This window comes from Halomonas sediminis, assembly GCF_044871105.1.
In the GTDB taxonomy this organism is placed as follows: domain Bacteria; phylum Pseudomonadota; class Gammaproteobacteria; order Pseudomonadales; family Halomonadaceae; genus Vreelandella; species Vreelandella zhuhanensis.
In genome coordinates, this window is sequence record NZ_CP085246.1 from 2,818,998 (window position 1) to 2,832,575 (window position 13,578).

The following is a 13,578-nucleotide window of genomic DNA, read 5'->3' on the forward strand; positions in this document are numbered from 1 at the left end:
AGTTTCCATGCAGTCCTTTCACTTCTGTCACGGAGAGCCTTGATGGCCCACGACCTGCTTGACCGCTTACGCCAACGCCTGGAAGAACTCAATCGCTCCGAGCGCAAGGTGGCCAACGTCATTCTCGACGACCCCACCACCGCCACCACCATGAGCATTGCCAGCCTGGCCCATGCAGCCGGTATCAGTGAGCCCACCGTCAATCGTTTCTGCCGCAACTTCGGCGCCAAGGGGTATCCGGATTTCAAGATCAAGCTGGCCCAGAGCCTGGCGGGCGGCACGCCTTACGTGACACGTGCGGTCGAACCCGATGACAACGCCGCGCAATATACCCAGAAAATCTTTGGTGCCACCATCGCCGCCCTGGATGAGGCCCGTCGGGAAATCGACATGGAAGCCATCGAACGCATGGTGGATTACCTGACCCAGGCCAAGCAGATCCATTTTTTCGGCCTGGGGGCGTCCGGCGCCGTGGCGCAGGACGCTCAGCACAAGTTTTTCCGCTTCAACTTGCCGGTCATGGCTTACGTGGATGTATTGATGCAGCGGATGATCGCGGCGGCTTGTCATACCGGCGATGTGGTGGTGGTGATTTCCTACACCGGGCGTACCCGTGAGCTGGTGGATATCGCCCGGGTGGCGCGTGAAGCCGGTGCCGTGGTGCTCGGGATCACCGCACCGGATTCCCCGCTGAGTAATGAATGCACCGCCACGGTGGAGGTTTCCACGCCGGAAGATACCGATCATTACATGCCGATGACCTCACGCATGATTCAACTGACGTTGATCGATGTGCTGGCCACCGGCGTTACCCTGCGTCGTGGCGAGGATTTCCTGCCCCACCTTAAAAAGATCAAGGACAGCTTGCGCGAAACACGCTTCCCCCCTGCCGGTGGAGCCTGACGCCATGGGGTATCGGACCTTGCTGCGCCACCATCGTGGACTTCTGGGCATCGCCTTTCTGGCCATGTTCAGTTCAAGCCTGGGGCAAAGTTTCTTTGTGGGTTTGTTCCAGGTCCCCATAGCCGAGCACCTGGGGCTGAGCACCGGCCAGTTCGGTACCGCCTATGCCTCGGTGACCTTGGTGGCCGGCTTTGCCATGCTGCGTTTCGGCCCCACCATCGACTGGATCAATCCGCGCCGCTTTGCCGCTACCGTGCTGTTATTGCTGCTGGTCGGGATACTGCTTCTCACCCTGGCTCCCTGGTGGGGGTTGGGAATCCTGGGCCTGGGATTGGTGCGGATGTGCGGCCAAGGCATGCTCACTCATTTGGGCAACACCCTCGCCGGGCGCGAGTTCACCGTGTTGCGTGGTCGCGCCATGGGATTGATCAGCCTGGGGTTACCTCTGGGAGAAATCGCCCTGCCACCTCTGGTCGCCCTGGCGCTGGTGTGGCTTGGCTGGCGTGAGTTCTGGTGGTTGATGTGCGTATTGCTGGCAATTCCCTGGCTGTGGCTATTAGCCAAGACGCCCTGGCCCAAGGCGCCGGGTGCCAAGCCTTCGCGCGCGCAACGCCGACACGGCCCCCAGCCGTTCAGGGACAAGAATTTCTGGTGTCTGTTGCCGTTACTCATGTCGCTTCCCGTCACCATGACGGGCCTGTTTATCTACCAGGCCCAAATGACCACGGCGCTGGGAAGCTCCTTGGCCGTCTATGCGCTGGCATTGAGCGGCATGGGGCTGGCAAAGCTTCCCGGCGCCCTGCTTGGAGGGCGCTGGATCGATCACATCGGCCCGGTGCGTCTGGCACGCTTTTATCTGTCGCCTTACGCCTTGGCCATGGGCATTGCGCTGATCCTCGGTGGAGATATCAGCGTATGGGCCTTGATGGTCGGCGGCGGCCTGGCAATGGGCGCTCAGGAGCTGGTCGCCACCGGGCTTTTGATCAAGCTATGGGGAAGCGAACATCTAGGCAGAGTACGCTCGGCCTTGAGTGCCTCGATGGTATTTTCCACCGGCATCGCCCCCGCCCTGTTGGGTATCGCGCTGGACGCGGGCCTGTCTTTTCAGATGATTCTGATGGGCATGCTGGGGTTTATCGTTCTGGCGTGGTGCCTGGCCCAAGGCGTGTTGCACGCCGCCAACCAAGCGAATAGCGAGAAGAGCTGACGAATAGCGAATCAACACAAGCGAGCATAGACGGGTGTTTAACGTAGAATCAGCACGGGTACCGAGGCGTTGCGCAGCATGGTGGTGGTAGTGCTGCCGACCAGAAGATGGCGAATGCGTGAGTGGCCATAAGCCCCCATTATCAGCATATCGATGGCATGTTGCTGTTGGTACTCTCGCAACGTGGCTTCCACGTCACCGGCCTTGATGGCCCCTTCGGCCTCATGGCCGGCTTCGCGCAACACAGCCAGTGCCCATTCCAGTTGAGAGCGATTTTCCGCGGTTTCCGCCCCGACGATCACCACATGACAAACCGTACCGGCAAACAGCGGGCTCTTGGCCAGCATTTCCACGCCCTTGCGCGCCGTCTTGCTGCCATCGAAGGCCATCATCACGTTTTCCGGATGCTTATAGTGACGCGGTACCATCAGTATCGGCCGGTGCATCTCCCGGACCACGCGCTCGAGGTTCGAGCCCAGATGCTCACTGGCCTGATGCGCGGTTTCACCGCGCTTGCCCATCACCAGTAAGCGAATCCCGCCCTGCAGCTCGACCAAGGATTCGACCAGGGTGTCGTTACGCTGGCGGATGCCAGGGTCGGCCACCCCTTTCTCGATGGCGCGGGTCTTGGCGGCATCCAGCATCAAGCGGCCCTGTTCGCGGGTGACCTTGGCGCGCTGTTCCTCCAGTTCTGAAAGCTTTTCCAGCAGATGCTCACGGGTGCCCAACCCCACGTTTCCCGACAAGTCCGGTTCGGAAATCTGCGGATGGTTGTCCACTACATGGATAAACGTCAGGGGGGCTTCAAGTGCCAAGCAGGCCCAAGCGGCGTAATCACACACCCCTTCGGCATACGGGGAACCATCGATGGCAGCCAAGACCTGATCGGACATAACACAAGACTCCTAGAAAGGGTGCAACGACGAGTTATTATTAATGGCACATCGTTGTTAATGACAAATTGTTGTGACCCTTTCTTTTTACACTATTAGCTCACTCGCCGATATCCACCGACCACCCCCTGCTTACTCAATACCCATTGCCATAGATGAAGTTCGCGTGCGCGGAAGGCACCGGCACAGCTCAAGAGGTAATAGCGCCACATTCTAAAGAATGTATCCCCGTAGCGTTCACGAAAGCGTGGCCAGTGCTCGACGAAATTATCGTGCCAGGCCATTAGCGTGTGATCGTAATCGGCGCCGAAATTATGCAGATCCTCGATCACGAACAATTCATCCATGGCGTGCGTCATCTGTGGAAGAGAAGGCAGCCCCCCATTGGGAAAGATATATTTATCGATCCAGGGGTCGGGCATTGTCCTGTGCCTGTTTTTGCCAATGGTGTGCAACAGGAACAGACCATTGTCTTTCAAGCATCGGTTGGCGACTTCCATGTAACAACGGTAATTCTTGAACCCGACGTGTTCGAACATGCCGATACTTACAATGCGGTCGAACTGCCCCTCGATTTCCCGATAATCCTTAAAACAGAATTCCACCGGCAACCCAGTTTTCATCAATGCCTTACCGTATTCGGCTTGCTCCCGTGAGATGGTCACGCCGACACACTCCACACCGTAATTCTCGGCGGCATAGGCCATGAAGCTACCCCAGCCACAGCCGATATCCAGCACTTTCATGCCCGGTTCAAGCTCAAGCTTGCGGCAAATGAGATCCAGTTTGTCCTCCTGCGCCTGCTCCAGGGTCTTTGCCTTGTCCCAATACCCGCAGGTGTAGGTCATGCGTGAATCGAGCATCGCGGCATAGAAGTCGTTACCCAGGTCATAATGGGCCTCGCCCACTTCCCAGGCACGCTTGACACTTTGCAGATTGAACAGCCGAGCACGCAATGCATGGCCGATCAACTTACGATGACTCACCTGGGCGGGAATTCTGGCGCGCAGCAAGTGATAAAAAAACTGGTCCAGCGCCTGGGCATCCCATTGCCCTTCCATATATGCCTCCCCCAACCCCAGATTACCCTTGGCCAGAGCCCGTTCGATCACATCACCGTTATGCAGCTGTATGTCCCAAGGCTCATTTCCATTGATATGAATCCCTGCGTGCCCGAGCAATTGCTTTACCAGTTGGTGAGAGCTATTGGCGGGGTCAAGCATGGGAGGAGGCTCGACAGCAGAGGGGATAACGTTTCTATCCAGACTTTCCATGTGGCACCTCGTTAAGCGGGTTATCGGATGATGTTCACCTTGTGGGGAAATACACGATTGGTTATTGGATGGGCTACTAGACAGGGTAGCTGCAGAAACAAAAACCGCCCTGTAAAGGACGGCTTTTGTTGATCCAGTGCTTGTTGACTTAGCGTTTTAACTCAGGCTTTGGTTAATGCCGTCGTTATTAACGTAGCAGCAAAACAGGCACTTTGCTGTTACGCAACATGGCGGTCGTGGTACTCCCCACCAGCAGATGGCGTATGCGGGAATGGCCGTAAGCACCCATCACCAGCAGATCAATGCCCTGCTCTTGCTGGTAGTTGCTCAGGGTCTCTTCAACATCGCCGGCACGAATCACCCCCTGTGCTTCGTGGCCGGCATTGCGCAAGATAGCCAACGCCCATTCCAGTTGGGAATTGTATTCGGCGGTACTCGCGCCCACGATCACTACGTGACAGGCAATGCCCTGAAATAGCGGGCTACGCGCCAGCATCTCGATGCCCTTGCGCGCGGTCTTGCTGCCATCGAAGGCCATCATCACTGTCTCGGGACGTTTGAAGGTCTGCGGTACCATTAGAATGGGACGGTGCATTTCGCGCACCACGCGTTCCAGGTTGGAGCCCAGATGGCCACTGGCTTGATGTCCGGCTTCACCGCGCTTGCCCACCACCAGCAGGCGAACGTCATCCTCCAGTTCGACCAGGGTTTCCACCAGGGTGCCGTTACGCTGACGCGTGGCGGACGTGGTCACGCCATCCTCCACGGCCCTGGCTTGGGCGGCCTCCAGCATCAACCGGCCCTGTTCGCGGGACACCTTGGCGCGTTGCTCGTCCAAGTCGGAAAGCTCTTTCAGCAGTTTTTCACGTGCGCCCAGCTTCAGGTTGCCCGAGAGATTATGCTGTTGCGTGGTTTGCGAACGATTGTCCACCACATGCAAAAATGTCAGCGGGGTCTCCAGCGCCTGGCTTGCCCAGACAGCGTAATCGCAGACGCCTTCCGAAAACTGCGAGCCGTCGATCGCGGCCATTACCTGTTCGGTCATCTTGCACTCCTCGTTGATTCAAGCATTCAGTGGCCGCCCATGAGTTTTTCCACCGCTTCAGGATCATCATGTACCGCGTAACGGTCGACGATGGTGGCGCTGGCTTCGTTCAAGCCGACAAGCTCAACTTCGGTACCTTCACGACGGAACTTGATCACCACCCGGTCCAGGGTCTGAACGGCGGTAATATCCCAGAAGTGCGCACGCGACAGATTGATGGTGACCTTGTCAAGGCTTTCCTTGAAGTCGAAAGCGCCACCGAAATGCTCGGAGGAAGCAAAGAATACCTGGCCCACTACCTGATATTCTCGGGCACGGCCTTCGTCGGTTGCCCTGGAATCGATATACAGGATGTTGCCGACCTTGTTGGCAAAGTTCATGGCGGCAAGCAGCACCCCCACAAAAACACCGATTGCCAGGTTATGGGTGAAAACCACCACGACCACCGTCGCCAGCATCACCATATTGGTGCTCATGGGATGTTTTTTCAGGTCGCGGATTGATTCCCAGCTAAAGGTACCGATGGCAACCATGATCATCACCGCAACCAAGGCGGCCATGGGAATCTGGGAGACCCAGTCCGCCAGGAACACCACCATCAATAGCAACGCGACCCCGGCGATCAGCGTCGACAAGCGGCGGCGCCCCCCAGATTTAATATTGATTACCGACTGGCCGATCATCGCGCAACCCGCCATGCCGCCGATCAAGCCGGAGCCTATGTTGGCGATACCCTGGCCCTTGCACTCGCGGTTCTTGTCGCTTTTGGTATCGGTCAGGTCGTCTATGATCGTCGCCGTCATCATCGATTCAAGCAGACCCACCACGGTAAGCATCAGAGCCGTCGGCAGGATGATCATCAGGGTTTCGAGGTTGAGCGGCACGTCCGGCCACAGGAAGATCGGCAGGCTGTCCGGCAGCTCGCCCATGTCGCCGACGCTGCGAATTTCCATGCCGGTGAGCATGTAGACGGCGGTCAGTACCACGATGCATACCAGCGGCGAGGGAATGGTCTTACCGAGTACCGGTACATAGGGAAACAGGTAAATAATGCCCAGGCCGGCCAGCGTCATGGCATACACATGCCAGGTCACGTTAGTCAGCTCCGGCAGTTGCGCCATGAAGATCAGGATCGCCAAGGCATTGACGAATCCCGTGACCACCGAGCGCGAGACGAAGCGCATCAGATCGGCCAGTTTCAGGTAGCCGGCGATAATCTGGAGCACCCCGGTCAGCAGGGTCGCCGCCAGCAGGTATTCCAGGCCGTGTTCCTTGACCAGGGTGATCATCAGAAGCGCCATCGCGCCGGTGGCCGCGGAAATCATCCCGGAACGTCCGCCGGTGAAAGAGATGATCACACAGATGGCGAAGGAGGCGTACAGACCCACCTTGGGGTCGACACCCGCAATGATGGAGAAGGCAATGGCTTCGGGAATCAACGCCAGCGCCACGACGATGCCCGAGAGCGTGTCGCCCTTGAGATTCGATAGCCAGGATTGCTTGAAGGATTGGATCATTTGCGGTTCCGTTGGGTTGTGGGGCGCCGACATTCATACGCAGCAAACAGCAGGCGCATCGATGCGCTCTGAGAAGGCGAAGAATATTGACGAGGACGAGTCAAGTCCTTGGCGCTACTGAAATGCAGTCAACAGTACGGGGTTAACCCGCAAGTCATTACATGGTTAAGCGACTAGGGAGTATCGATGAGCAAGAAGTTACGCAAGGGAACTCCGTCACCGGAACGCGCAAGGCACGCGAGGGGGCTTAGCGCTAGGGTGGACTAGAGGCGATCATCAAAGGGTCCAATCGTTGAACGGAGGTGAAATACCACGCCGCGAGCATGAGACTTTAGTCTATTCGCCTCGGCAAGATGAAGGCGGATTCTAGCAGTAATCGCCTTTGACTTCACCCCAAGCGGGGCCAAGTCGATAAAACAAGGTTTCGATAAAACAATGTTCAACAAATGGCACGTCCTTGCTTTAGCGTTTCTTGCGCGTTTTTCAGCGCGGTTATCCTGCTACGTTCAAGCCGCCGCTCCATCAGCCCTTTCACCAACAGCGTACCCAATACTATCGCGCCACCCATAAATGCCAGTGCCGAGGGGCGTTCGGCCAATATCCACCATACCCACAGCGTACCGACCACCACTTCCATCAGCATCAGAAGCCCGACTTCGGCGGCAGGCAAGTATAACGGGCCACGCTGGATCAAGGTGAACCCTAGCGGTAAAAGTGCCAGACACAGCACCCCTAGCCACACCATGCTCTCGGGAGAAGGCATGGTCAGCGATGCACCGAAACCACTGGTAACGAACGCCACCCATGCCACGATCAGCCCTGCCAAGGTCAACATCGGGCTCATATCGACACCCGGGCGAGTACGGCATAGGGTGAAATTGGCGGCCAAGGCAGTCGCTGCCAACAAAGCAAAACCATTGCCTATCCAGGAACCGGCCCCCGCATCATCGAGTACGATCAAGGAGGTCCCCAATAGACACAAGAAAATAGCCACCCAGGTTCGCCGAGGCAGATGCTCTCTTAGAAACACTCGGGAAAGCGCCGCGGCTATCAACGGCGCGCTCGCCAGGATAATCAATACATTGCCGCCCTTGGTGTACTGGTTTCCCAGCACGAAACCGAAAGTCGAGAAACTGAAAAGCACGGCCACGCCGATCCCGGTCATGCCGCAACACCGATAAGCGTCAAAGAAGCCTGCCCGATGCCGGGCATAGACAATCAAGGAGAACCCCAGGGCGGTGAGCAACCCTCGCCACAGCAGGATATCTAGGTCGGGCAGGGCGATCAGCTTGATCAATAGTGCATCGGGGGAAATGATTAGCGCACCGCCGGCGGTCATCAACCACCCCTGCTGGCGGCGCGAAAGCGCCTGACTCATTGTTCCGGTGTCGCCTTGCGGGCGTCAGCGTTTGGCCCCGACTCACCCATCGCCTGAAATGCCTTGAGAAGGTCCATCGGCATCGGGAAGACCACGGTGGAACTCTTGCTGCCCATGTCCGCCATGGTCTGAAGGTAGCGTAGCTGTAACGCCGCCGGGTTGGCGGACAGTACGTGGGCAGCCTCGACCAGCTTCTTGGAAGCCTGCAGCTCACCTTCGGCATGGATCACCTTGGCACGCCGTTCGCGCTCGGCTTCAGCCTGGCGGGCAATCGCTCGGATCATGCTCTCATCCAGGTCGACATGCTTGATCTCCACGTTGGCGACCTTGATGCCCCAAGCTTCCGTCTGAATATCGAGAATCTCTTGAATGTCATCGTTAAGCTTATCCCGCTCGGAAAGCATTTCGTCCAGATCATGCTTACCCAGGACCGAGCGCAGCGTGGTCTGGGCCAGTTGGCTGGTGGCCACGGTGAAATTTTCTACCTGAATAATCGCCTTCTCGGGGTCGACCACGCGAAAATACAGCACCGCATTGACCTTCACCGTGACGTTATCCTTGGAAATCACATCCTGCTCGGGCACATCCATGGTAACGGTGCGCAGATCCACCACATCCACTTTCTGGATACCCGGCACGATAAAGAATAGCCCCGGCCCCTTGACCGTCTGAAAGCGGCCCAGGAAGAACACCACCCCGCGTTTGTACTCCGGGAGAATACGAATCGAAGCCGCTATCAGCATCAATAGCAGGACGACCGGTACTAGATATGAAATGATCATGTCTTGGCTCCTTATGGATTGCATGGTACCTGGTTGCTTGTTTCACACCGGCTCGACATGCAGCGTCAAGCCCTCGACGCGAACCACTTTAACCGTCTGGCCCTGGCTCAGCGGCGTTTGACTTCGTGCATGCCAACGCTCGCCTTCCAGTCGTACATAGCCCTGCTCTTCGAAGTCCTTCAGCACTACCGCTTCATGGCCCACTAGCTGATCCTGGCCGGTATGCGCCGGTTGTAGCTTGAGTCCGATGAAGCGTGTTGCCGTCCACAGCATCACCGCCGCGGCCAGCAACGCCACCCCACCGATCATGGGCAACGAGACACGTAAATTTTCGGCGTCCATCAACATGATGGAGCCGAACACGAAGGCCGCAATTCCGCCTATGCCCAAGATACCAAAGCTAGGCATCAGGGCTTCGCCCACGATCAATCCCAGCCCGACCACTATCAGTGCTAGCCCCGCGTAGTTGATAGGCAACACTTGAAAAGCAAACAACGCCAATAACAGACAAACGATACCGATGGTGCCGGGAAACAGGCTGCCGGGGCTGGAAAGCTCGAAGAGCAATCCATAAAACCCGATAAGCATCAGAAAATAGGCGATGTTGGGGTTGGTGATAATCGCCAGCAACTGGGTACGCCAATCCGGGTCGAAACGATCAACCTCCAGCCCTGCGGTTTGCAGAATACGCTCACCGTCATGCATGACCACTTCCCGACCGTCAATTTTCGCCAGTAGCTCCGACAAGTCGCTTGCCAGCACATCGATCACCTCTTGTTCCAGCGCTTCGCTTGCGGTCAGGTTGACGGCTTCGCGCACGGCTTGCTCCGCCCAGTCGGCATTGCGTCCGTGGCGCTTTGCCAGGCTGCGAATGAAGCTGACGGCATCTTCCAGCACCTTACGCTCCATGGCGTCACCGCCTCGGCGGGGTGTATCGGTCGAGGTATCCTCATCGCCCGTGGCATCATCCTCAGGGTCGCCCTCATCGGGCTGCTCGCTTGTACCGGGAAGGCCCCCACCCATCTGAATCGGCGTGGCGGAACCCAGGTGTGTCGCGGGTGCCATCGCTGCCACATGGCTGCCATAAAGCAGATAGGTTCCGGCACTCGCCGCTCTTGCCCCGCTAGGCGAGACATACATCACCACCGGAATATCCGAGCCCAGCATTTCCCGAATCATGTCCCGGGTGGTTTCCACCAAACCACCCGGGGTATCGAGCTGCACGATCATCACTTCACTGCCCCGCTCCCGGGCAGTTCGCAAGCCGCGCTCAAAATAATCCTTGGTCGCCGGGCCGATTGCCCCTTCCACCGTCAAAAATAGCGCCTGGCGCTCAGCTGTTTGAGTTTGAGCATGGGTTTGCCAAGCCAGCAGGAGGGTACCCAGCAGCAGGAAGCCCAAGGAAATCGAAAAAATCCTGAGAACATGCTTCCCGAACGTCATGATGACTCTCCCTGCATATGCCTAGGCTTACTGCACAGCCTAGCAGCTGAACACCAACCCACCCATATCTCATGCTCGGTCGATGCATGTTAAGCCCAATGCAGAATGTGAGTCGGCGGTGTCTTTCGTTACCATGGGCAGCAAGGGTGGCGATCACCACCGAACCAACCTGTTCGGCGACATCCTTTCCGACCTCTGCGCGGGGCTGGTGGGCGGCCTGGGCCTGGCACCCGGCTCCAATATCGGCGAGCAAGCGGCAATCTTCGAAGCGGTACATGGCTCGGCACCCGATATTGCCGGCAAGTAAACGGTCCACTAAATACATCTACTCAAGCTAAATTTTACCGCCCACACTGAGGTTCTCTTTATCCAGGAGGTCCTCATGAAGCGCGAACTCAACGCTATGCAGGCTTTTTGGCTCGGTCATCTGTATCACGCTTCCGTGATGGAGATGCCGCTAAGCCTGTATGCCAAGCACCAGGGGTTAACCTTGGCCGATCTATTAATCTGGGAGAAGCGATTAACCGTGCGCGGCTTGCCAGTCCCAAAACGTCACCGTCCCGCCCGGTTTATTGAAGTGGCGGTGGCGCCATGATCCGCCCGAGTGCCGACCTGAACGTGTATCTGTGTCGCGAACCGGTGGATATGCGCAAGCAGATCGATGGACTGGCCTTGCTGGTTCAGGAAGCCATGGAACTGAACCCGTTTGATAAGGCGCTGTTTGTGTTCGGTAACCGTCAGCGGGACAAGGTGAAACTGTTGTTCTGGGAGCGTAATGGCTTTGTGGTGTGGTACAAGCGCCTGGAACGTGAGCGCTTTAAATGGCCAACGCACCTGGAAGGTGACTCGGTCACGCTGAGTGGCCAGGAGCTGAACTGGTTGCTGGATGGCGTTGACCTGAAAGCGATGCAGCCTCACAAAGCATTGGATTTTCAGTGTATTGGATGATTTTTTACTCCACTTTTGCAGGGATTTTTGATAGCCTTTGAGGTATGAAAAACGCCGCTTCCTCCTCTCATCTTGTCTCTCGACTGCAACGCCAGGTACAAGCGCAGCAGGAAGAGATCGCGCAGCTTCATCGCCTGATGGAGAAAAAAGAGGCGCAGTGGGAAGCGGCCAAACAGTCTCTGTATGAACAGTTCCGCCTGGCACGGGAACGTCAGTTTGGCCCCTCCACTGAAAAGTACGGCATCCAACAGGGTGACCTCTTGATCAATGAGGCCGAGTTGGCCGTTGATGAAGAGGACAGTACAGCGGATGACGCTCAAACTGATGCCATCGATGAAACATCCTCTGAAAAATCTGACGATAACGCCGCTGCCCCGGCCAAAAAGCGCACGCGCGGTGGACGTGTGGCCCTGCCACCAGAGCTTCCTCGCGTCAAGGTGGTTCATGAGCTGGACGAAGCGGAACGTTGCTGTGCCGAGGATGGCACCGAGCTCAAGGTCATTGGCGAAGACGTCAGCGAAGAGCTTCATGTCGTGCCGGCACGGGTCGAAGTGATCCGCCATGTGCGGCACAAATACGCCTGCCCCACCTGTGAAGAAACCATCCAGACAGCCCCGGCACCGGCCAAGCTACTGCCCAAGAGCAATGCCAGCGCCACCCTGTTGGCTTACGTGGCCACCGCCAAGTACCAGGATGCCTTGCCGCTCTACCGGCAAAGCCAGATCTTTACCCGTCACGGTGCCCACTTGCCCCGCAACACCTTGGCGCGCTGGATGGTGCAGGCGGGTGAGCGCCTCTCACCGGTGATCGAGACGCTGCGTCAACACCTGTTAACGGCCCCTCTGATCCACATGGACGAGACCACCCTCCAGGTCAATCAGGAAGAGGAACGCAACGCCAGCGCCAAATCCTACATGTGGGTGCAGCGGGGTGGGCCACCCGGGAAGCAGGCAGTGCTGTTCGACTACGACCCCAGCCGTGCTGGAAGCGTGCCCGTGCGCCTGTTGAGCGATTATACGGGGTGCCTGGTGACTGATGGCTATGAAGGCTATGCCGAGGTCGTGCGGCGTAATGGCATTACCCACGCGGGCTGTTGGGCCCATGCACGACGCAAGTTCATCGAGGCCCAAAAAGCGCAGCCAACCAGTAAGACTGGCAAAGCAGGTTGGGCGCTGAACCAGATCAGCAAGCTCTATGGCGTCGAAAAGCAGGCCAAAGCGTTGGCACCTGAGGCACGTCAGGCGCTACGCGAGAAGCAGAGCCGCCCACTGATCACTCAGCTACGCACCTGGCTCGACAAGTCCCTGGCACAAGTACTGCCCAAAAGCGCGTTGGGTAAAGCGCTGCATTACCTGGATAGCCAGTGGCCGCGCCTGACCCGCTTCCTTGATGACAGCAGAATCCCGCTGGATAACAACTTGGCCGAAAATGCCATCCGCCCCTTCGTAGTGGGCCGCAAGAACTGGCTCTTCAGTCACACCCCGAGGGGTGCTGAGGCAAGCGCGGCGATCTACAGCCTGATCGAAACGGCCAAGGCCAATGGCCTCTCGCCCTATGACTACCTGCAGTACGTCTTCGAAACGCTGCCCACGCTCAACGACGACGAACTCACCACACTGCTGCCCTGGCAATGGAAGGAAACGTTACCCGCCTGAGCGAAGCCTGCCCAGATGTGGTTAGTGGCTCGCTTACGCCGGCAAGAACATGGCCAACCCCTGCGCCTTGTTGCTCGCGGCAGCCGATATGCTCGATCACCTGGGCATGGTGGAGAAAGGCAGCGCTATCCGGGCCGCCATTCGTACCGTGTTGGAAACCCGGCGCGACATGGTCACCGCCGATATGGGAGGCAGCGGTACCATGCAAACCTTCGCCGAGGCACTCGTGGCCGAACTACGAAACTGAAGTAACCCAGTACCGCATCGTGCTTCCCCTTTGAGCCACGATGCGGGCACCGGAACTCCCCTCAGGCACCTCCCTATCACAATCCTCATACTTTCAAAGCAACTACTAATAACTTTTTATTAACTAAAAAGAATGTTAAATAAAAACAATATCTAATAAAAATTTCTAAAAAAACAATAAAAATAATTGATTAAAAAACAAAACAGGCTACCCAAATACCCCTCATTCCTGTTTCTCTTTATTTAACTTTCTTTACAGGTCCCTTACTTAATCTAAATTATAGTGA

The 13,578-nt window shown here is 57.1% G+C and carries 12 protein-coding genes and 2 pseudogenes; 7 read left to right on the plus strand and 7 right to left on the minus strand.

The genetic code is table 11. From position 1 onward, the window contains the following. The first annotated feature begins 42 nt into the window (after positions 1 to 42). Both LG290_RS13340 and LG290_RS13345 read left to right on the plus strand, forming a co-directional pair. Positions 43 to 903 carry a MurR/RpiR family transcriptional regulator gene (locus tag LG290_RS13340; RefSeq protein WP_499835214.1) on the plus strand — a complete coding sequence of 287 codons (861 nt, stop codon included), beginning with the start codon at positions 43 to 45 and terminating at the stop codon, positions 901 to 903. Between the two features lie 4 nt (positions 904 to 907). Next, entirely contained in the window at positions 908 to 2,110 is a 1,203-nt protein-coding gene (locus LG290_RS13345) for an MFS transporter (protein ID WP_499835215.1), read from the plus strand. Positions 2,111 to 2,148: 38 nt separating this feature from the next. Here LG290_RS13345 and LG290_RS13350 read toward each other — a convergent pair whose 3' ends face one another. The 7 genes from LG290_RS13350 to LG290_RS13380 all read right to left on the minus strand — a co-directional run bounded on the left by LG290_RS13350 (position 2,149) and on the right by LG290_RS13380 (position 10,442). Then, positions 2,149 to 3,003 (minus strand): universal stress protein, encoded by an 855-nt coding sequence (locus LG290_RS13350; protein WP_499835216.1) that lies wholly within the window; start codon positions 3,001 to 3,003, stop codon positions 2,149 to 2,151. A 95-nt stretch (positions 3,004 to 3,098) separates the two neighbouring features. Next, a complete protein-coding gene (gene cfa, locus LG290_RS13355) occupies positions 3,099 to 4,277 on the minus strand; it encodes a cyclopropane fatty acyl phospholipid synthase (protein ID WP_499835217.1) in 1,179 nt (392 codons plus the stop codon). Between the two features lie 187 nt (positions 4,278 to 4,464). Then, positions 4,465 to 5,322 carry a universal stress protein gene (locus LG290_RS13360; protein ID WP_499835218.1) on the minus strand — a complete coding sequence of 286 codons (858 nt, stop codon included), beginning with the start codon at positions 5,320 to 5,322 and terminating at the stop codon, positions 4,465 to 4,467. A gap of 26 nt (positions 5,323 to 5,348) precedes the next feature. Then, on the minus strand, positions 5,349 to 6,839 hold the full coding sequence (locus LG290_RS13365; protein ID WP_499835219.1) for a SulP family inorganic anion transporter: 1,491 nt from the start codon (positions 6,837 to 6,839) through the stop codon (positions 5,349 to 5,351). A gap of 439 nt (positions 6,840 to 7,278) precedes the next feature. Then, entirely contained in the window at positions 7,279 to 8,217 is a 939-nt protein-coding gene (locus LG290_RS13370; protein WP_499835220.1) for a DMT family transporter, read from the minus strand. Next, complete coding sequence (locus LG290_RS13375; protein ID WP_160419176.1) at positions 8,214 to 8,999, minus strand: slipin family protein; 786 nt, start codon at positions 8,997 to 8,999, stop codon at positions 8,214 to 8,216. The genes LG290_RS13370 and LG290_RS13375 overlap by 4 nt, the downstream gene beginning before the upstream one ends. 42 nt (positions 9,000 to 9,041) lie before the next feature. Then, complete coding sequence (locus LG290_RS13380; protein ID WP_499835221.1) at positions 9,042 to 10,442, minus strand: NfeD family protein; 1,401 nt, start codon at positions 10,440 to 10,442, stop codon at positions 9,042 to 9,044. A gap of 163 nt (positions 10,443 to 10,605) precedes the next feature. Here LG290_RS13380 and LG290_RS13385 point away from each other — a divergent pair. The 5 genes and pseudogenes from LG290_RS13385 to LG290_RS13405 all read left to right on the plus strand — a co-directional run. Beyond that, positions 10,606 to 10,746, plus strand: a pseudogene (locus LG290_RS13385) (isocitrate/isopropylmalate family dehydrogenase); the annotation flags it as partial. Between the two features lie 78 nt (positions 10,747 to 10,824). After that, positions 10,825 to 11,037, plus strand: a complete 213-nt coding sequence (locus tag LG290_RS13390) for a hypothetical protein (RefSeq protein WP_499835222.1) — start codon at positions 10,825 to 10,827, stop codon at positions 11,035 to 11,037. Beyond that, complete coding sequence (gene tnpB, locus LG290_RS13395; protein ID WP_499835223.1) at positions 11,034 to 11,390, plus strand: IS66 family insertion sequence element accessory protein TnpB; 357 nt, start codon at positions 11,034 to 11,036, stop codon at positions 11,388 to 11,390. Before LG290_RS13390 ends, tnpB begins: the two co-directional genes overlap by 4 nt. A gap of 44 nt (positions 11,391 to 11,434) precedes the next feature. Further along, positions 11,435 to 13,045, plus strand: a complete 1,611-nt coding sequence (gene tnpC / locus LG290_RS13400) for an IS66 family transposase (RefSeq protein WP_499835224.1) — start codon at positions 11,435 to 11,437, stop codon at positions 13,043 to 13,045. Between the two features lie 37 nt (positions 13,046 to 13,082). After that, positions 13,083 to 13,292, plus strand: a pseudogene (locus LG290_RS13405) (isocitrate/isopropylmalate family dehydrogenase); the annotation flags it as partial. Positions 13,293 to 13,578 lie beyond the last annotated feature (286 nt).

What these genes read in the sequence shown, in the direction of transcription:
- LG290_RS13340 (WP_499835214.1), top strand. Translation starts at nt 43, where the DNA reads ATGGCCCACGACCTGCTTGACCGCTTACGCCAACGCCTGGAAGAACTC.
- LG290_RS13345 (WP_499835215.1), top strand. Translation starts at nt 908, where the DNA reads ATGGGGTATCGGACCTTGCTGCGCCACCATCGTGGACTTCTGGGCATC.
- LG290_RS13350 (WP_499835216.1), bottom strand. Translation starts at nt 3,003, where the DNA reads ATGTCCGATCAGGTCTTGGCTGCCATCGATGGTTCCCCGTATGCCGAA.
- cfa (WP_499835217.1), bottom strand. Translation starts at nt 4,277, where the DNA reads ATGGAAAGTCTGGATAGAAACGTTATCCCCTCTGCTGTCGAGCCTCCT.
- LG290_RS13360 (WP_499835218.1), bottom strand. Translation starts at nt 5,322, where the DNA reads ATGACCGAACAGGTAATGGCCGCGATCGACGGCTCGCAGTTTTCGGAA.
- LG290_RS13365 (WP_499835219.1), bottom strand. Translation starts at nt 6,839, where the DNA reads ATGATCCAATCCTTCAAGCAATCCTGGCTATCGAATCTCAAGGGCGAC.
- LG290_RS13370 (WP_499835220.1), bottom strand. Translation starts at nt 8,217, where the DNA reads ATGAGTCAGGCGCTTTCGCGCCGCCAGCAGGGGTGGTTGATGACCGCC.
- LG290_RS13375 (WP_160419176.1), bottom strand. Translation starts at nt 8,999, where the DNA reads ATGATCATTTCATATCTAGTACCGGTCGTCCTGCTATTGATGCTGATA.
- LG290_RS13380 (WP_499835221.1), bottom strand. Translation starts at nt 10,442, where the DNA reads ATGACGTTCGGGAAGCATGTTCTCAGGATTTTTTCGATTTCCTTGGGC.
- LG290_RS13390 (WP_499835222.1), top strand. Translation starts at nt 10,825, where the DNA reads ATGAAGCGCGAACTCAACGCTATGCAGGCTTTTTGGCTCGGTCATCTG.
- tnpB (WP_499835223.1), top strand. Translation starts at nt 11,034, where the DNA reads ATGATCCGCCCGAGTGCCGACCTGAACGTGTATCTGTGTCGCGAACCG.
- tnpC (WP_499835224.1), top strand. Translation starts at nt 11,435, where the DNA reads ATGAAAAACGCCGCTTCCTCCTCTCATCTTGTCTCTCGACTGCAACGC.